This window comes from Bradyrhizobium lupini (assembly GCF_040939785.1).
GTDB lineage: Bacteria > Pseudomonadota > Alphaproteobacteria > Rhizobiales > Xanthobacteraceae > Bradyrhizobium > Bradyrhizobium canariense_D.
Genome location: NZ_CP162553.1, coordinates 485,270 through 503,124 on the forward strand (window position 1 = coordinate 485,270; position 17,855 = coordinate 503,124).

General features: G+C 61.5%; 21 protein-coding genes and 1 pseudogene. 12 read left to right on the forward strand and 10 right to left on the reverse strand.

Annotated elements, in window-relative coordinates:
- Positions 1–26 precede the first annotated feature (26 nt).
- Complete coding sequence (locus AB3L03_RS02615) at positions 27–269, reverse strand: hypothetical protein (RefSeq protein ID WP_212326536.1); 243 nt, start codon at positions 267–269, stop codon at positions 27–29.
- A gap of 452 nt (positions 270–721) precedes the next feature.
- Entirely contained in the window at positions 722–1,033 is a 312-nt protein-coding gene (locus AB3L03_RS02620; RefSeq protein ID WP_368508192.1) for a hypothetical protein, read from the reverse strand.
- 82 nt (positions 1,034–1,115) lie between these two features.
- Between AB3L03_RS02620 and AB3L03_RS02625 the strand changes: the two genes are divergently transcribed.
- Positions 1,116–1,430, forward strand: a complete 315-nt coding sequence (locus AB3L03_RS02625) for a hypothetical protein (RefSeq protein ID WP_368508193.1) — start codon at positions 1,116–1,118, stop codon at positions 1,428–1,430.
- A 79-nt stretch (positions 1,431–1,509) separates the two neighbouring features.
- A complete protein-coding gene (locus AB3L03_RS02630; protein WP_368508194.1) occupies positions 1,510–2,433 on the forward strand; it encodes a hypothetical protein in 924 nt (307 codons plus the stop codon).
- 366 nt (positions 2,434–2,799) lie between these two features.
- Here the strand turns inward: AB3L03_RS02630 and AB3L03_RS02635 are convergent, their stop codons facing one another.
- Positions 2,800–3,141: a hypothetical protein gene (locus AB3L03_RS02635; protein ID WP_368508195.1), complete on the reverse strand. Its 342-nt coding sequence runs from the start codon at positions 3,139–3,141 to the stop codon at positions 2,800–2,802.
- A gap of 49 nt (positions 3,142–3,190) precedes the next feature.
- Positions 3,191–3,340 carry a hypothetical protein gene (locus AB3L03_RS02640; protein WP_368508196.1) on the reverse strand — a complete coding sequence of 50 codons (150 nt, stop codon included), beginning with the start codon at positions 3,338–3,340 and terminating at the stop codon, positions 3,191–3,193.
- A gap of 477 nt (positions 3,341–3,817) precedes the next feature.
- Here AB3L03_RS02640 and AB3L03_RS02645 point away from each other — a divergent pair, with 477 nt between their 5' ends.
- Both AB3L03_RS02645 and AB3L03_RS02650 read left to right on the forward strand, forming a co-directional pair.
- Positions 3,818–4,003: a hypothetical protein gene (locus AB3L03_RS02645; RefSeq protein WP_368508197.1), complete on the forward strand. Its 186-nt coding sequence runs from the start codon at positions 3,818–3,820 to the stop codon at positions 4,001–4,003.
- A gap of 412 nt (positions 4,004–4,415) precedes the next feature.
- Positions 4,416–4,592, forward strand: a complete 177-nt coding sequence (locus AB3L03_RS02650) for a ribbon-helix-helix protein, CopG family (RefSeq protein ID WP_368508198.1) — start codon at positions 4,416–4,418, stop codon at positions 4,590–4,592.
- Here AB3L03_RS02650 and AB3L03_RS02655 read toward each other — a convergent pair.
- Positions 4,515–4,805, reverse strand: a complete 291-nt coding sequence (locus AB3L03_RS02655; protein ID WP_368509139.1) for a hypothetical protein — start codon at positions 4,803–4,805, stop codon at positions 4,515–4,517. The genes AB3L03_RS02650 and AB3L03_RS02655 overlap by 78 nt on opposite strands.
- On the opposite strand from AB3L03_RS02655, the gene AB3L03_RS02660 reads away from it, so the two are divergent.
- The 3 genes from AB3L03_RS02660 to AB3L03_RS02670 all read left to right on the forward strand — a co-directional run bounded on the left by AB3L03_RS02660 (position 4,693) and on the right by AB3L03_RS02670 (position 6,803).
- Positions 4,693–5,127 carry a hypothetical protein gene (locus AB3L03_RS02660; RefSeq protein WP_368508199.1) on the forward strand — a complete coding sequence of 145 codons (435 nt, stop codon included), beginning with the start codon at positions 4,693–4,695 and terminating at the stop codon, positions 5,125–5,127. The genes AB3L03_RS02655 and AB3L03_RS02660 overlap by 113 nt on opposite strands.
- A gap of 501 nt (positions 5,128–5,628) precedes the next feature.
- Positions 5,629–6,096, forward strand: coding sequence for a hypothetical protein (locus AB3L03_RS02665; protein WP_368508200.1), 468 nt, complete (start codon positions 5,629–5,631; stop codon positions 6,094–6,096).
- A gap of 512 nt (positions 6,097–6,608) precedes the next feature.
- Complete coding sequence (locus AB3L03_RS02670; RefSeq protein WP_092252871.1) at positions 6,609–6,803, forward strand: hypothetical protein; 195 nt, start codon at positions 6,609–6,611, stop codon at positions 6,801–6,803.
- Here AB3L03_RS02670 and AB3L03_RS02675 read toward each other — a convergent pair.
- The 3 genes from AB3L03_RS02675 to AB3L03_RS02685 form a co-directional block, all read right to left on the reverse strand.
- Entirely contained in the window at positions 6,773–7,561 is a 789-nt protein-coding gene (locus AB3L03_RS02675) for a hypothetical protein (RefSeq protein ID WP_368508201.1), read from the reverse strand. The genes AB3L03_RS02670 and AB3L03_RS02675 overlap by 31 nt on opposite strands.
- Before the next feature lie 261 nt (positions 7,562–7,822).
- Complete coding sequence (locus AB3L03_RS02680) at positions 7,823–8,383, reverse strand: recombinase family protein (RefSeq protein ID WP_368508202.1); 561 nt, start codon at positions 8,381–8,383, stop codon at positions 7,823–7,825.
- A gap of 232 nt (positions 8,384–8,615) precedes the next feature.
- Positions 8,616–8,843, reverse strand: coding sequence for a hypothetical protein (locus tag AB3L03_RS02685; protein WP_368508203.1), 228 nt, complete (start codon positions 8,841–8,843; stop codon positions 8,616–8,618).
- Between the two features lie 474 nt (positions 8,844–9,317).
- On the opposite strand from AB3L03_RS02685, the gene AB3L03_RS02690 reads away from it, so the two are divergent.
- The 5 genes from AB3L03_RS02690 to rplI all read left to right on the forward strand — a co-directional run bounded on the left by AB3L03_RS02690 (position 9,318) and on the right by rplI (position 16,367).
- Entirely contained in the window at positions 9,318–12,665 is a 3,348-nt protein-coding gene (locus tag AB3L03_RS02690; protein WP_368508204.1) for a phage tail tape measure protein, read from the forward strand.
- A 648-nt stretch (positions 12,666–13,313) separates the two neighbouring features.
- Positions 13,314–13,892, forward strand: a complete 579-nt coding sequence (locus AB3L03_RS02695) for a hypothetical protein (RefSeq protein WP_368508205.1) — start codon at positions 13,314–13,316, stop codon at positions 13,890–13,892.
- A gap of 146 nt (positions 13,893–14,038) precedes the next feature.
- Complete coding sequence (locus tag AB3L03_RS02700; protein ID WP_368509120.1) at positions 14,039–14,500, forward strand: hypothetical protein; 462 nt, start codon at positions 14,039–14,041, stop codon at positions 14,498–14,500.
- A gap of 220 nt (positions 14,501–14,720) precedes the next feature.
- Positions 14,721–15,698, forward strand: coding sequence for a hypothetical protein (locus AB3L03_RS02705; RefSeq protein ID WP_204510986.1), 978 nt, complete (start codon positions 14,721–14,723; stop codon positions 15,696–15,698).
- 63 nt (positions 15,699–15,761) lie between these two features.
- On the forward strand, positions 15,762–16,367 hold the full coding sequence (gene rplI, locus AB3L03_RS02710; protein WP_007609316.1) for a 50S ribosomal protein L9: 606 nt from the start codon (positions 15,762–15,764) through the stop codon (positions 16,365–16,367).
- A gap of 37 nt (positions 16,368–16,404) precedes the next feature.
- Here rplI and AB3L03_RS02715 read toward each other — a convergent pair.
- Together AB3L03_RS02715 and AB3L03_RS02720 are read right to left on the reverse strand one after the other, a co-directional pair.
- Positions 16,405–16,610 (reverse strand): annotated as a pseudogene (locus AB3L03_RS02715) (PaaI family thioesterase); the annotation flags it as partial.
- A 59-nt stretch (positions 16,611–16,669) separates the two neighbouring features.
- Entirely contained in the window at positions 16,670–17,698 is a 1,029-nt protein-coding gene (locus AB3L03_RS02720) for a hypothetical protein (RefSeq protein WP_204510985.1), read from the reverse strand.
- Positions 17,699–17,855: the final 157 nt, after the last annotated feature.

Consider the following 17,855-nt stretch of genomic DNA (forward strand, 5'->3'; position numbering starts at 1 on the left):
AACGGGGAAAACTGGGCCAGTGACGGTCACTTCCGACCAAGTGCCTGCTTCACCTTCGCTACGGCTTCGGCGTTGTGATTGCCCTTCAGATATTCATCGACCGGTATTTTCTTTTTGCCGGCATTGCCGCCCTTCCCGAAGGCGTTCTCGTGTGACCATTCGTGTTCGATGTAGCTTTCGCCGCTATCCTCGATCACGAGAACGTACCAATCCTCCTTCTCTCCCAGAGGACCTTTCTTGGCCTCGGTGAGCGGTATGCGTTTCGGCATCGTCAATCCTCCAGGTTGAGCTTGTGATCACATACACCGATTGATCGGACGTTGTCCAAAAACTGCGCGAGCGAGCGAGGCCACCGGGAAGTACCCGATGTTGCAGGTGCGTTACAAAATCTGGAAATGAATGAACTCAGCTCGAAAGCTGCTCAAATACCGAGCATCTGCATGTTCGTAACTCGGCGAGCGCCTACCTTGTGCGTTGCGTCGCGTCGTTACCCCGGTGTTTTATGGCTTCAGACGTGCCCACGCTGATTCGCTTGGGCTTGTCGAGGGGTCAGGAAACCGGCCTTTGGAAGGGATCTAGAACCCGGTCCCTGCCCCTCTGGAGCTGCACCCGCAGGTGACGGTCCAGCGCAAACTGGGCCGTCACCACTGGGTGAGTCCATGCACGGTAGACTTACCGAAAACTTTGTAAAGGTGTGCTTGACGATACCGGGCAACCATCCTCAGCCGGAATGCTCGGGCGGCCGAAAGCCCGAGATCACCCACCACAGCGCGATACCAAGGATCAGAACGACCAGGGGCGGCATCGTGACGATGGCCACGGTGACGATCCGGCGGTTGTTGGTTTCGGCTATGGCCTTCCTCTGACCCTCCTCGCAACCTTCCACGCGGTTGGGCTCGACGTCCTTGCAGTACTCGGCCGGCATTGGCGTCCCGTGATCCCGCCAGTCTACGACGGCAACGGCGCCGGCCACGATCAACCAGAGGCAGCTGAGCACGACCCATAGTCGAAATAGTCCCCGTCCCCACTGCACGATCGCCTCCCCTGGATCTCTCCTATCATCAGCGCGAAGTGCTCGCTACACTCAGTGGATGTGCATCCACGCGGGGGATTGGATGAAGCGCGCTCTGCTCGTTGTTGCGATCTTGCTGTGCAGCTCGCCTGGCTGGTCCGATCCTGTGCGAGCACCTAACGGCACCGATGCGTTCTTTGGCCTGGGATGGGCTGCGGCGGCCGACAAGATCTGCGGCCTGAAGACCTACCGGATCATCCTGGTTGGCGCGAAGGCGGCCGGCCTCACCGACCAGGAGATCGCCGACAACGCCTGGAAGGTAGCGGAGAGTGCCGTCGAGGCAGCCCAGGAGGTTCACACCATCGGTCGCGACAAGTGGTGCGCCAACTACCGCCGCGGCATCCTCACCGGTAGGTAGTCAACGCGGAGCGCTCGCTACACTTGCATGCCTCCGGCCCACCTGCAAATGTGGGTTCCTGAGGCAGGGGCATCGGCAAGTGGACTATCACCTGGAGCGCGGTTTGCGGCTGCACACGCGGCCGAAGTACAAGAACCTGTACAGTTGGGCGATCAACGAGATCGACGCGAATGGAAATCGGGTCGGCGAAGATCTGATCCCTTGGGCCTGGTCGCTGTACTTCATCGCCACTTCCTGCGCTCTTAGCGATAGCATCGACCTGAAGACCAAGTACGGGTCGCGGGACGATGCGCTTCCCATCCCGGAGATCACCGAGCGCCAAGTCATCTCCGTGCAATTGCGCCCGCGGGATGAGGACTATTGGGGGTCCGGAACAAAGTTCTCAATGTTCGGCACAGACAGGGCCATCAACTCTTTCGAATTGGCCATTGAACCGCTCGCCAACCCGGCAGAACAGGAAAACTGCACGGCCTGGGGCTCCGTGTCGTACACAGCAGAGGTCGACTTCAGAAATTCGACTACTGACGACTGCGTGGTTTTCTATCTGGCGGTCAAGCCGGATACGTTCGCCCGATATGCCGCGAAAGTCGCAGCCGGATCTGTCGATGAGATCGCCTTCCGCATCGGGTCAGCGTCCGGCTTCTATGCAGAATGGAGTCCTGGCATCTCGACCAGCAGCGTGAAAGTTCTCACGCGAGGAGACGAGCACGCGGTCCAGATTCCGGAAGGGCTGAAGTTCGAGCCGCCGCGGCTGGGCGAGGTTGGCGCAGCCGCGCTGTACATCAATCGCCGGCTTGAGTTTGCAAAGCGTGCGGCGGATACAGAGGACGATGATGAGCCGGCCCGCCCCGGCGGCACCGTGCTGGTGGCGCCAGAGCCGAAAGCGGCCGTCGCCGCACCCGAACCGCAGACCCTGAAGGCGCTGAGATCACTGAAGCGCGCTGCATGGTTCATCGTCAGCCTCCTCACGCTGATCTTCCTCGCCCTGGTGCTGAGGAGCTGAGCGGCCGGCTGCTGGATCAGAGAATGAGCGCGGAGCGCTCGCTACCCACGGCGATTTGCAACTTTCACAGATCCGGTGAAGATCGGGTGTCGAGCCCGCCGGACCTCGACGGGCAGCTCAGGGCGCCCGAGGGGTGGCGGCGCCGAGGATCATCACGATGATCAGGATCAAGATTGGCAAGTACGAACTGGAGTTCGACGGCGCGTTGGGCATCTGCGCCTTCATGGTCGCCGCGTTCTGCATCACCGCTGTCAGGATGAGCGGAGTGTAGAACCGGCGAAGGAACCGGCAGCACAGATGCCGGCGAGCCGCGGCGCACCTGGTTCTTTCAGGGCGAGGCCCTCGCCGGCCATTCGGCAGATCCCGCTACTGACCGGCGCTCTTGAGGGCCTGTTGCAGGATCATCTTGCAGAACATCACGGCGGTGTCGTCGTCGCTGAGTGTGTCGTTGGCCTGAGCGATGCCCTTCTCGGCGCCAAGCTTGTAGAACTCGGGGTAGTCACGCTTGGCGGCTTCCAGGACCGCGGCCGACCCCGGGTGCAGCTCCTCCCAGGTCGGCATACGGACGCCCTTCGAAAGGCAGAGGAAATGAGACCGGGCGAAGCCCTCGCTGGCCTCACCGATCGTGGTGGCAGTCTTCTCGGGTGTCTGCGCCATGGCCGGCGCGATGGAGGCAAGGACGGCGAGCGAGGCGAGGACGAACTTCACGGCGGTGCTCCGGCGAATGGTGGCTTGCATTATCAGCGCGGATCCTTCGCTACAATCGGTTGGCGCGCCACGGCTTGTCGATCCAGGTGTCGATAACCCACTCAGGAAGGGGTACCGCTCCGGCCAGCGCACGACGAACAGTCTGCCGGACGTCGTAGTGGGTCCGTGCGTTGTCCTCGTCGATCAGTGTCGCGAGCACTCGCTCGAATCATCCAATCCTCAGATGGAATGTCACCAGTATCGACGCTCGGGAACGGATGTTCGCCCGGCACCAACGGAGTCATCACCCAGAGGGCTCCTTCCCTCGTCTCGATCGTGACCGAGGCCTCCGAAACTTCCACGGCCGTCACCTGTGTACGTGAGTTATCCGCAAAGGCGACGCTGACAACGTCACCGGCCTTAAGCTTGGGCGGCTCATAGCCTACGACATGGGCGTGAACATCAGGGTCAATACCGTTCCCTTCGCGATCTGCTTGAAGTTTGACTCCGCGTGCCAGACCATAAATTCGTCTCCAGGTTTCCGCGGCATCGCTGCCTCCGCACAGGTAGGAACAATTCAGATTTGCGACAACCTGGTTCCAGCCGCAGGCCGAGCTTCAGGGCGATGGCGCGCGTCCAGCGTCCATGCGAAGTTCGTTGTCGAAGTAGTCGTAGGCAGAGCCAATGGGAGATGAGCGTGGCTTTCAAACCAGATCTTTTCAGGAAAGAGCTTCGAGAATTGATCGACGGGCATCTCGGCCCATCGGCCATCTTCAAAGACTACCTCGATATATTCCTAGAGCTTGAGAGGGAACGGGACCGGCTCGGAGCTGAGGCGGATAAAGTCGGGGGCTTCACCATCGCGCCCGAGGAGACGGCGTAAGCTGCGGCCAAGATGGGAGCGAGCGCTGATGTTGCGGCGCGCGCAATTCGGATGTGCTTTTCGGTTGAATTGGCCGCGGTACTCCAACGGCAGGTACGCGGCTGCTCAGCACGAAACCGAACGCAGTGGGTCCTGCATGTGATCGGGTGTGCGTTGGCTCCTCCGTTGACCGTGCATCACGCAACGTGGAACACCCGCTGACTGCTCTGACGATCCGCCTCCATCCTAAGCAGCATCGCTGCGTGGGGGCTATCGTCCGCGTTCAAAAATTTGACGCCTGTCCGGGTTCGTGATACCCGTTTGACCATCATCGTTACCATTTGATCAGAAGCCCCGCCGTAGGTGGGGCTTCTCGTCGTCGTCTCGTCACGCCTCGGCAATCCCGCCGGGGCGTTTTTGTTTTGGAGGAGCCATGAACCGCCTTTTCTACGATCCCAACACCGCGCGGCCTTACGTCGGTCTCAGGCTGTCAGCGCACCAACTGGCTGCGCTGGATGAAGCACGCCTGAACTTACGTCAAGGCAGGTCGGAGTTCGTGAGGCAGGCCATCGAGGAGCGCCTGCAACGGCTCCAGGCCGCCGCGAAGTAACGAGCGCCAGAAACGAGAAAGCCCCAGCGCGCCAACGCCAGGGCTTTCGAAATTAATCATCCTTTGGATGTTCAACCCTCGAAGATCGAACTGAAACAGTATGCCTGAAAAATCCGAAAAAAACAACAGCAAGCGCACATCTACGAAAGACAAAATGTTCACGAATCCGGATGGATCACCCTCCATCACGGCCGGCAGCAAATGCGCCTTCATGAACATGATCTTCGCGATGGATGACGAGGGATGGACTCCTGCGACGAAGACACTCGCCGTAACGTATTTCGACCTGTCCGAGAAGGAAGGGCGCGCCTTCGCTGGCAGGAAATATTTGAGCTTCAGGACGAAGGTTTCTCTCGACACGATCAGCACCGCTAACGGCGTCATCAAAAAATCCGGACTGTTTTCGATCAAGCAGCGCGCCAACAAGTCGGTCCTGGCCAAACCGAATATGGTTGCGATCGAGGCGGAGTATCAGAAGTACGTAGCTGACCATGCCGAATATAAGCGGCGCGAAGCCGAGGTCATGGAGCGATGAAGACAATCGCGATGAGGATCTGATGCCGGTGATGACCGGAACGACGTGCCGGTACCACCGGAATCTGGTGCCGGTACCACCGGAACGACGTGCCGGTCGGAAGACGGAAAATCCGACTTTGGTGGACGGAATTTCCGACTTCGGTCGACGGAATTTCCGTCCCATAATCGCTCGAAGGAAGCGCTCCACCCAACCCCTCCATATGAACCCAAAGAAGAAATTCCTGGTCGCTCCGCTCCGGGCATGTCTGCGCACTCCTCTGAGAAGGAACACGCCTGTGGCGCTGGCCGGCATGGCAGTGATCCTGCGAACGACAACCAGCACTTCCAAGCCGCCAGCGGTGACGACGATCTCAACCGAGGCGTTGAGGTTGACGTCTAGCCCATGACCGCAAGCCGGTGCTCTGCCTCCACCAGAGGCGCCACCGGCTGATCATCACCCACATCACGATCATCTCTCCCATGCCGGCCGCCAAAGCGCAGCGCCGATCGAAAGACATTCATGACCACCACGACCATCAGCCGGCCGTCACGACCGGCCGGGACCACCATCCGCCGCCGCTCCGACATCGACGACAAGGCGGCCGACCGGGACAAGCTGGCCGCGTTCGCCGCGACCATCGGTGCAGCAAAGACCAGCCTGAAGCGGGACACCTGTGGCGACTGGACCATCACCGGACTGACCGGCCATATCTCGACCGACGGCGCCGCGCTCCACGCCTACGTCGGCTTCACCAGCGCCAGAGCCTGGACCACCACCAAGCAAAAGCTCTGCTTCATGGCCGTCACCCAGGACGGAGATACGGAAGGCGTCCTGATGCTCCACCGGCCGCTGACACCGGGACAGGCCGAGACCTTGCGGACGGCCCTCAGGATCAGGAAGACACGGCCAATGTCTGACCGGACGCTCGAAGCGCTGACCGTCGCTCGCCAGCGGAGCGAAAGAAGTCCCTGCTATGAGGCCGGTTAATCGGCCTTCCATGCGCTATTTGGACAGGAGAGCTACCTCATCAGCCCGGACAGCACAAAACGCATCAGCGGGCCTCTGAGGGCCTTCAAACATCCACGGCTCCAAGCCAAGAGCCAGACGACAGGCCCACCAAGGGGATCACAATGACCGCGCATGGAAACATCTGCAATATCAATGGTATATGGGTATAGTGAGGTTTGCGGTATCCAAAGACCTCAATATCAGGAAGGCGGCTCCGCCCGCCTTACCTTAAGCATTAAAGAAGAATAACAATTTCAATGATTTACCAGTGCGGCATTTTTCATGCCAGAAACCCTAGACAAAGCCACCCTATGCGTATATACGCATAGATAACGTAGCGCTCAATACGACTAGATATTAGCGCTTCATATCAGACGTAGAACCCCGGCCCCCTCAGAGGGGCCGTTCTCGTCTCTGCACCACCATCAACGTCTCTCGTCCCGTCGCGCCACCCCGGCACGGCGGGATTTTGCGTTTAGGAAACAACGGAAATGAAAACGAAGTTCTGCCCGGAGGCGGCGGAGTTAATTGGATCGCCCATGCGACCGGTGGCGTTCACGCTCCCGGTCGTGCTGGTCGCCGCGATCGACAAGGCCGCCGCCATTGATGACGCGAGCGCCCCCAATCGCTCCAGCCTCGTCCGCCGCGCCCTGGTTCAATTCTTGCGCCGGCAGGAGGCAGCGTGATGACCGTCTTGGAAATCAAGGGCGAGACAAATGCCGCCGTCGTCATCAAAGGACTGCTTCAACAGCATGGCTTGCCTGACCTCAGCCCCGAGGGAATCGACGCTCTGTCCGCCCGGTTCTCGACCGGCCTTGTGCTCGGTCACGGAGTCGTCTCGCACGACGGTAAGCCCCTGATCGATGAACTGCAGGCACTCGCCAGCGCCCCGGAGAACGCACGTTTCTTCGCCAATCTCGTCAAGGCCGATAAACCGGGCACGCTGACCGAACGCTACCGCGCAGAAATCGCCGCAAGCCGGAAGCAGGCCCGCATTACGGACTTTGATCTCGTTCGATACACGGGCGTCACTCGCGAGCACATGCAAGAACGGCAGCGCGCTGCCCAAGGACAATAAAGGAAACGACAAATGAAAAGACCTGGAATCATCGCCCGCCAGACGGCCGCTCGGCTGAAAGGGGAACAGTATCAAGTTGACGATGACGTTAGGGCCGCCCGTGGCGCTGCCCTGAGCTTGTTCGATCTTCGCCACCGCAAGGCTGTAGCCGACCAGCGAGTTAAGGTAGCGCGCGACCGGCTGGAGTCCGTTGACGTGTTCGCGTTGCGAGCTGAGTTGGAAGCGGCGCGCACGGAGCAGGCCAGCATCGATCAGCAGTTGGCCGCGCTTGCGACCGACCAGATGGCCGGGTAATCGGATCGGACGGCGGTTCAGCTCTCTCCAGAGGCCGCCGTTCGCATCGGGAGGCGCGAAAAAGGTGATCATGAGACTCGCGAAACTGCACGCCCTTGCAGTGGCTCTCGCCATGGTCGCGCCTCCCGCTCTTGCTGGCCCTTACTGCCAGCCGAGCAACGGTCGTGATCAGATCGCTAAAACCGGCAACGTGTGTCCGGTCGGATATCTGGCCTCGGGAACGTGCTGCGTCGCGCTCCATGCGGACTCGGCACGGGCCTTTGCCCGTTTACCCGGCCGCGCATGCCCGACCGGTTCATTCGCCAGTAGTGGCGTCTACTGCGTGTCGTTTCGCTAGGCGGCGGACTCCGGTCCTGTTTCCAGCGCACGATAGACGGATGCACGGCCGATCTTGAGTTGCTTCGCGATGGCTGCCGGGCCGACGCCGGCCGCTTTCAGCTCTCGTACCTTCGCCCCGTCGATCGACGGCTTACGGCCCTTGTAGACGTTGTTCGCTTTGGCCTTGGCGATTCCCTCAAGTTGACGCTCTTTCCGGAGGTTGGTTTCAAACTCCGCGAACACGCCAAGCATATCGAGGAACGCCTTGCCGGCTGCCGTGCTGGTATCGACCGACTGCTCAGTCGCCCTCAGAGCGGCACCCTTCGCTTTGATCTCGCGGACGATATCTTGAAGATCGCCGATTGACCGTGCCAGCCGGTCAACGCGAGTGACCACAAGCACGTCACCCTTGCGCATGAAGTCCAGCACCGTCCGAAGCTCATCGCGTCCCGCGGTCGTCGTGCCGGAGCGCTTTTCAGTCCTGATGATTTCACAGCCGGCAGCCCGGAGGGCATCCTCTTGGATGGTCAGGTCCTGGTCGATGGTGCTGACGCGAGCGTATCCGATAACGGTCATGGAGCGGGCCTCTGTCTCATTTGCCTCTAGACCATGAGACAATGCCGTCTCAAATATCCAGAGTCAACCCTATTGAGACACTTTTTTCGTCTCATCGCGTTGCCTCGCTTCCGTATACCCATGTGAGACGCGAGGCGCGCTCTGGGCGTCGGCCCTGCCCATTCGTCGGCCCTGCCCCATTCCCAGAGATACCCGCTGGCAGGTGGCCAGTTGGGCCAGCGGGTTGATCCGGCTACCCGATCATCACTTCATGCTGGTGCAGCACTCCCGCGTCTCGGCACCATCGGTTAACCGCATGGAGATCGCCCACGTCCAAGACAGTGTTGTCTTCGACCAGAGCGAAGCGGCTGCCGTGCATGCTCTGCCGCTCCCGTGCTGAGAGCGTGCAAATCTTGCTGCGGTAGTTCTGAGAGCGTTCGAAACGACGCTGGACGGCTTTGAGTGTGACTGTCGCGCTCATGGCATGATCCTTCCATGGGCCGCGCCAGATACGGCACAGCCCTCTGTTGATGATCGATGCGGCGCGTTGCGATGAGCACGGTCCCCGACGAGGCGGAGGCGCACAGGTCTCATGACGAGACTTCGCGGCAGCACATAGGCTCAGCATCTTCGCTGCGCAAGGTTTCGCCCGCGTCGCGCATGCCACCGGGCTGTCAAGGTTTCCCAGCGCTCGCGAGCGCGGGAGGGGTGAAGGCGAAAGTTTTTGGGCGCATGGCCCCGGCATTGGCTGAGCGGTTCTGACCAGCCACCAACAAAAGGCGGACTTTCCCCAGGCCTTCAGATGCCCCCCGCCATCACGGGAGGTTCATGCATCCGCACCCACCCCCGAAACAATCGGGCGTCACCATTTTCCGCGCCGTATGAGCGCATTTTCCAAAAGACGATTTGCTTCGTCACCGTCCGCGCGATCGGCGCGCCAACAACAAGAGAACACATGTCAGAGATCATCAGCGTTCACGCATCATTGACCGCGACCGACAGCGCGAGCCCCGTCATCGCCGGACTTCTCCGGAACGTTCGCAAGCTTGAGGCCGCAGTCAAGTCCATCAACGGCATCTCAGCATCCAAGCTGTTTCCCGACAGTATCTCAGCCGGCCTCCAGAAGATCACCGACGACGCTCGGAAGGCTGCGTCGACCTATCGCACTGAATGGAAGTCGGCCTATGCGGACAGCCTGCGTGACGCGCGGGCGTTCCATCGTGAGTTGGACCGCCTCGACCGGCAGACCTTCAATCGCCGGCAGGCGGAGCAACGTGCCGTTGATCGCGGTGCGAGGTCCGCCAGCCGAGGCACGTCTTCCCGCGGAATCTCCCCCACCACGGCGCTGATCGCCGGAGGCATCACCGTCTCGGGCGTCGCATCCGCGTTCAAGAAACGCATGGAAGCCAACGTCGCCGAGACCAAGGCGCAAATCTTCGGCGGATTGTCCGCAGCAGAAGTGAAGCAACTTCGAGGCGACTTTAGTGACAAACTGGCTATCCGATTTGGCGAGAGTGCCGCCACAGTGTTGGATAGCTACACTGAGGCGTTGAAGCAGGGCTTTGACGGTTCTGCCGCGAAAAAGATCACCGAGAACGCACTTGAAGCGTCATCTGCGCTCGAAATGAACATCGGTGAACTGATGCGGCTCGCGGGCAAAACCGCCACCTCCCTCTATGGCAACGTCCGGAACGCCGATCCTGCCCGCGTTGCCAGAATGATGACCTCGGTTGCTGTTGCCGCCGCTGCGACCGCCGCAGACCCGAACGAAGTGGTTGAGGCGAACAAGCGTGCCCTGTCCGCCTTGAGCACGACGAAGATGAAGGAAACCGACCTGAGCGCCTTCACGTCAGTTGGCATCTCGGCAGGTCTACAGCCGAATAAGGCCGGCACATTCCTCGGTTACTTGACCTCGGAATTTGCAAACGCCGGCAACGCTCGCGGCCAGCGCGGGAAAGATCTGGACCAGGCTGCACGGATGATCGGGTACGGCGGTCGGGCGCAGATGGCTCAAAGGATGGTGTCGGATCCAACCAACTTCACCTTGGACATGTTTCAGAAGATGCGGAACATGAGTGAGCAGAACCGGGCCAAATTCGCAAACCTCGCAGGCATGCGGGAGTGGCGCGACGAACTAGTACAGATGGCCAAGGCCTCCGATCAAATCCGGGAGACGTTGAAGGAAATCGACCAGAAAAGCGACGCGGTGTCCGCGTTCTCCCGCACTAAGCTCAACTCGCTTCAGAAGCGCTGGGACCGCATCAAAGCGATGTTTGGCCTCGCCTGGGAAAAGTTCGGAAGTGGATTCGAGCAAAGCTTCATCGAGGTGTCGGACTGGTTCGATAAGCACACCAGCATCGTCACCTCCAGCAGGATCGCGGAGAAGTCGCGAGAGTTTGTCGAGAGGCTAAAAAAGGCCTTCGGTGTCGCCAACATGGGCGACGCACTCGACAAAATCGCCGCGAAACTGTCGTCCGTAGACGTAGACAAGATCATCGGATTCGTGTCGGGCTTCGCGGGCGGGCTCAGGTCTGTCTTCGATACCATCACCACCCTGCTGAAGAGCTTCGCCACTGCGATGGGCAAGGACGGCAATAGTGCCGAAGTCCTGGGGAGGCTGACCGGGCAGATTGTTGCCTTGTCCGTCGCGCTCGGAACACTCGCTCCGGTCTTGGCCGTGTTCACCGGCTTAGTGGGCATCATCGGCCGCATCGCGGGCCTGCTCGGTGGTCGGGCGTTGCTCGGTGCTGCGAGCGCCAACCCTGTTGGCACCGCCGCCCTGCTCGCGTGGCTCCTCGCGGAGAACAACGACACTGGCCTATCGGATGCCTCAAAGAAACGGCCGGGCGAGACGACAAGCCAATGGCGAGAGCGTCAACGCCAGCACAAGAAAGACCTGTACCAGAAGCAGAGTGGCGATGGCTTCAACCCCGCGGACGTTCACCCGATGAGCTTCATCGGGAACAAGCTGGACAATCTCGGTGGGAAGATCGAACGCGCCTCGTTCATGAGCACTGACTTCAGTTCCCGCGGTCGCACCTACAGAAGCGGCGGAGGACTGAGCGGCAGCGCAGCGATCGGCGCCAACATGAACCGGATCGTCAGCGGTGTCGGCACTCCCGATGCACTGTGGAAGAAGGTAATGCCGGGTGGCGTCCTTCCGAACTTCGGTGTTGGCTCTGGCGGCATCATCAAGCACAGCAACATCCCTTCGTTCAACGGTGGAGGTGGCAGCGTTGACGATATGAGCAGGTCGGCCTTCGATAACAAGTTCGCCGGCACTCCTCTTGCAGGCAAGTACGATCAGATCGTCGCGGCAGCAAGAGCCAACGGCATCTCGCCTGCGCTGCTGGCCGGCGTGATCGCGCACGAAACCGGCAACGGTCATGTGCTGTCGGGAAACAACGTGGCAGGGCTGATGGACCCCGCAACCGGCATGGCGAAAAAGATGCAATTCGCCAGCCTCGACGGGGGTATCAGCCGGGCGGGCCAAGTGGTCGCGAAGAACTACCGTCTGGCCGGTGGCAACCTCGACAAGATGGGCGAGCGCTATGCACCGGTCGGTGCCGCGAATGATCCACGTAGGTTGAACGGTGGCTGGCCCGCGGGCGTGCGCAAGCAGATGAATGCGCTGTCCGGCGGTGGATCAGCCGGCAGCGGCGATGCCCTTGCATGGGCCGAAAAGTACAAGGGCATGAACGAGCATACCGACAACCGAGTGTTAGCGGCGGCCCTTGGCGGCGACGTGCGCGGCAAGTCGAATGCTTGGTGTGCTCGCTTCGTCAACAAGGCGTTGGAAGCCGCCGGGGGTAACGGCACAGGCAGCGCGGTGGCGAACAGCTTCCAGAAGTGGGGCTCCGCGATCAGCCCGCCCGAGGTCAAGCGCAATGACGTTCTGCTTCAGACGCACGGCCTTGGTTACAATCAGCCCGGTGGCCACGTAGGCCTCGCGACAGGCGAGACCCGCATGCAAAACGGCCGACTGCAAATCAAGATGCTGGCCGGCAATGACGGAGACTCGGTGCGTGAGCACTGGATCGACGCCGACAAGAACCTGATGGTTCGTCGCGGCAATCCCATCGGTCAGGTCCCGTCGCCGGCTGACGTGGTCAAGAACGTTCCTGCTGCTCCGCAGTCCGGCATCCCGATGAGGGGTGACTTTGGCGGTGGTGGTCGTGGCAACGTCGCGATCCACATCAACGGTGGCTCGCACGATCCGGAAGCTCTGGCCACCCTGGTCCAGCGCCGCGTCGACGAGAAGATGAACTGGCGCGCTCACGACAGCGAGTCCGAATACACCTAAGACAGCAGCTCGGCCCCACGGGGCCGGGCAACTTTTTCGCCGTTTGCGTCAATAAAAATTCCAATGCAAATGCCGATCGATCATGTTCGAGTCGCGATCGACGTTCGGTCGCGTTGAAAGGAAAGCATCACCGTGAAGAGCCATCCAGTAGAGACCGCGATCGAATTGATATTACCGGCCCTGTTTCGAGTTAGTGCAGACCATCGAGAGCCGGCGAGATCGGCAGCCGAGAATCTCATGTGTCTGATCGACGTGCAGGCATTCCACGGAGCTTTTGCCGACGTGGAGACCCCGGGGGCCTCGGCAGACCTGTAGGCTAGAGCCACCCGGCTCAACTTAACTGCACCGCCCTCGGCCATACCGGGGGCGTTTCGCTTTGTTCGCGTGGACTGCCGCGGAACGCACCCTCATAATCCAGTACCCACCCCTCCATGTTGGCTTACGGCAAATGACCATCAACTCTGATGTCGGTATCATCAACGCGACTACCCCCCTCCGGCTGGACGTGGCCGCACGACTCGCTTTTCCCGATGGGTCGATGTCAGTTTCGGCGTTGAGGAGACTCGTGGTCTCAGGCAAGATCACTCATGAGTTTTTTGCTGGAAAATACTTCGTCACGTTGAACGCAATTGAGGAGTTTCGCGCATCATGCCGCGTCGTAGCAAAGGCCCCCGACTTGAACTCCAAACCGGAGAAGGCCGGACCCCTAAGTGGATCATCCGAGACGGGGCAAAAAACATCAGCACTCGATGCGATGAATGCGACCGCGAACAGGCTGAGGCAAGACTTGCAGAATACATCCTCGCCAAGCACGACCCGGCCAGGGCGATCAGGTCAGGTAGTCCAAATGAGGTCAAGATAGCCGACATCTTGGCTGTCGAGATGACCCGGATCGCGGCCAAGCCGAACCTGGACAACCACCGAAAGAAGGAACTGATCGCGGTCTGTCAGAACATGGGAAACTGGTTCGGCGATCGTGTGGTCGGTGACCTGAACGGCGAGTTACAGGAGCGCTACGCGGCAGAACGGACGCGCCACGTTATCAAGATGGTCGAAGGCGTGCGAACCAACGTCGATACCGGCGAGCACGCTCCCGTAGCGGCGTATCGAGACCTGAAGTTTCTTGCCGCTGCGATCAACCGGTACTTCAAACATAAGGTCGGTGGCGTCGTCACGCAGTTCAGCCCTGTGCTGCCGGAGGCCCCGAGTCCCGTATCCGATGGCTGACGCGATCGGAAGCAGCCAAGCTGTTATGGGCCGCGTGGCGGGCGAGGAAGGAAACCAAGCTCCCGGGGAGCAAGGGCCGGCATACCTCACGCCACATTGCGAGGTATATCCTGGTCGCGCTCTACACGGGCTCCCGGAATGGGGACATCTGCGGCGCCGCCACCATCCCGACTATCGGGCGCGGCTACGTCGACCTTGAGAAGGGCATCTTCAAACGCAAGCCGGACGACAAGAAAGAGACCTCGAAGAGGCAACCCACGGTCCCCATCCCTCCCCGGCTACTGGCGCATATGCGGCGCTGGCACCGGCTCGGCATATCGCGGCGCGCCGTTATCGAGTTCAACGGCAAGCCGGTCCGTTCGGTCAGAGAGGGGTGGGCTTCAGTGGTAGAGCTGGCCGGTCTCGCGACTGAGAACAAGCAAGAGAAGGTCATCCGCCACACCATGCGACACACGGCGATCACATGGTACTTGGACCAGGGCGTCGATATCGAGAAGGTCAGCCTCTATTGCGGGGTCTCGGTGGCGACGATCCGGAAGACCTATCGCCACGTTATGCCGGGAACCTTCGATGACCTGCTCGACGCTGCCCACCAGATTGGGCGTTGAATATCCGGGCGAAAGTGGATAGAAGGCCGGCATTGGTTTGGGGCTCCCGTGGGGAGCCTCACTCGTTTGCGACTGCCGCGAGGTAGTTCGCAGGGCTGAGTGAGCTGAGGTTTCTGCTACGGTTTCTGCTACAGAGCATCAACCGATCCGCATAAGCCTCTGATAATACTAGCGCTTTCGCTGGTCTCGCTCTAACCGCTCGAAGGGAGCGGGACAGCTGATGATGGCCTTTGGACTGATAGCCCTGATCGCCGGCGCTGCGTCGGCCCTGATGTTCGCCTCGATCATTTCGGGCGCGCTGATCTCGCTCGTCCTGTTCTATCTCGCACCGCTGCCGCTGATGGTCGCTTCGATCGGCTGGGGACCGCTTTGCGCGAGCCTCGGCGGCATCGCCGCCGCGCTTGGCCTCGGCGCCCTGTTCGGCCTGCCCTATTGCATCGCCTTCGCCCTCACCGTCGCATTGCCGGCCTGGTGGCTCGGCCATCTCGTCCTGCTCAGCCGGCCGGTCGGAGCCGCCGCGCCGGAGCCCGCCGCCGAGCCGCCCACCGAGCCTGCGCTGGAGTGGTATCCGGTCGGCCGTATCCTGCTGTGGATCGCGGGCTTCGCCACACTGACCACGATCGCCGCGCTGCTCACGATCGGCACCGACGCGGAGACCATCACCGGCACGCTGCGCCGTGGCTTGATGCGCCTCCTCCGCGCCGCCGACCCGCAGAGCTCCGGCGAGACCGACCAATTCGTCGGCGCACTGGTGCGTATCTTGCCGGCGGGTGCCACCATCGTTGCGATGATGACGCTGACCCTCAACCTCTGGCTCAGCACCAAGGTGACGGCGACGTCGGGCCGGTTGCGGCGCCCCTGGCCGGACCTGATGACCGCGGAGCTGCCGCCGATGACGCTCGTGGCGCTCTGCGTCGCGCTCGCCTTCTGCTTCACCGGCGGACTGCTTGCGATCGCGGCGCAAATCGCGACGGCTGCGCTGATGATGGGGTACGCGCTGACCGGCTTTGCCGTGCTGCATACGCTGACGCTGGCGCTGAAGAGCCGCACCTTCTGGCTCGGCTCGACCTACGCCGTCGTCGTCGTGTTCGGATGGCCCGTCATCGCGATGGTGATCCTCGGCCTCGCCGATGCCGTGTTCGGCCTCCGCGAACGCTTCCTTCGCACGCGCCAGCCACCGCCGCTGCCGACCTCTTGAGTTCAAGTCCGAAAGTTCAAGTTCGAAATTCCACCTCACTCAACACATCAAAGGAGAACGAATATGGAAGTCATTTTGCTGGAACGCGTCAACAAGCTCGGTCACATGGGCGAAGTCGTGAAGGTTCGCGACGGCTATGCCCGCAATTTCCTGCTCAAGCGCGGCAAGGCGCTGCGCGCCACCGCCGACAACCGTGCCAAGTACGACGGCATGAAGGCCGAGCTCGAGGCTCGCAACCTTGAGTCCAAGGGCGAGGCGTCCAAGGTCGCCGAGAAGATCCAGGGCAAGAACATCATCGTGATCCGTCAAGCTTCGGAAGCCGGTCAACTGTTCGGCTCGGTCAACGTGCGCGACATCGTCGTGGCGTTCGAAGCCGACGGCGTTTCGCTGTCCCGCCCGCAGGTTCAGCTCGATGCGCCGATCAAGACCATCGGCAAGCACACCATCACGGTCGCCATCCACCCCGAGGTCGAGGTCGAGATCAGTGTCACCGTGGCGCGCAGCCAGGACGAGGCCGAGCGCATCAACCGCGGCGAGGACATCTCGAGCCGGAACGAAGACCGGGATGCTGCGGCCGAAGCGATCGCAGCCGCCGGCGAGTTCTTCGACCCGGAAGCCCTGCAGGACGACGCCGAGCCGGCGCCGGCCGCGGAAGAGACCGAGAAGTAAGCCTCGCGTTCGCGCAGGCTTTCGAAGCCCGGTCGCCTCAGGCGGCCGGGTTTTTCGTTGTGGCGGCACAATCCTTGCTCAGCATCGCGATCGACGCGAGCGCCGTCGCCGTATGGTCTCGACCCCGGCGCTGACGCAGAAAACGCCGGCTGCGGCGACGGAGACCTGACGGCCCGACTTGATCACCCTCGCCCGGCAGATCCGCTTCTCGCCGACCGCGGGCGACAACAGATTGAGCTTGTAGCCGAAACGACGAAGGCCGCGCGAGAGCGCGGCCTTCGCATGTCTAAAAATGTGGTCGCCTATCGCGAAATCGGCGGCGTCGGCGGACCGGACGATTCGGCTGGCGCCGGTGGAGTCGCAGCGGTCGCGGGCGGCGCCGGTTCCTGCGACTTCGCTGGCGGTTCGGCGCTCGCGGCGGGCTTGGGAGCAGCCTCTTCCGCCGCCTTGGGCGCAGCTGGCTCGGGGGGCTTCGCGGCGGACGGTGCGGCCGGCATCACCTGCGGCACCGGATCGGGCCGCAACGCCGGAGCTTCGCTGCCGCGCGGCTCCACCTTGGCGCTTTCCGGCTTGGCCTCGGCGGGCTTGTCGGACGGCTTGCTGCCTTCGGGTTTGCTGCCTTCGGATTTAGCTTCGCCGGAATCCACCTTCGCAGTCTCGGGCTTTGTCTCAGGCTTGGACTCGACCTTCGGCTCGCTCTTCTTGTCGTCTGCCGTCGGCGCCGCGGCATCGACCTTCGGCGCCTCATCACTTCCCGGCTTGCCGCGCTTGCCGAGACGCTTGGCCTTGCGCCCTTCGGGGACAGCCTGGCCCTCGGGCTTCGCACCTTCCTTCGTTCCTTCTTCGGCCGGCCGCGCGGCGCGCTTCTGACGCGCGCCCTCGGCCGCGGGAGCGGCACCCTCGCCTTCCGGCTTGGCGGACTCCTGGGAACGTTGCCGGCGGCCCTGATGTTCAGGAGACTGCGCGGGATTGGTATTGGCTTCCTTGTCCTTATCCTTGGCGCCGTCCTTCTTGTCCTTGCCGTCCTTATGGCCGTCCTTCGCCTGGAAGCGGGTGTCGGTGGCCCCGTTGGAGACGAGGTAGGAGGCAAGCACGCCGGCCATGTCGGGGCTGGTCGTGTAATGCTGGCGCAGGAAGCCCGGCAAGGAGCCCGGCGCCACTGTTTTCAAAAGGCCGCGCGGGCTCTTGTGACATGCATTACAGGTCTGCGCGAAAAGCTGGGATGGGGCCTTGCCGGCCTCGAGGTTCGTCGCCTGCGCGAAAACGGTATCGGTCGCGCCGAAGCCGATCAGAAGCAAGATCGTCGCGAGGCTGAGCGCTCGGCTCGACATTCCCATCATCTCCATTGAATTCCGAGAGGTGCAGCCGGCAGGCGGCGCCGCGGCGGGTCACCTTTTATCCGATTGAGCCGCGAATGGAAGCAGGCACCGCGCGCAAGGATGTGATTAAGCGGTTTTGGAATATCCGCTTTGAGCACAGCGCAATAGC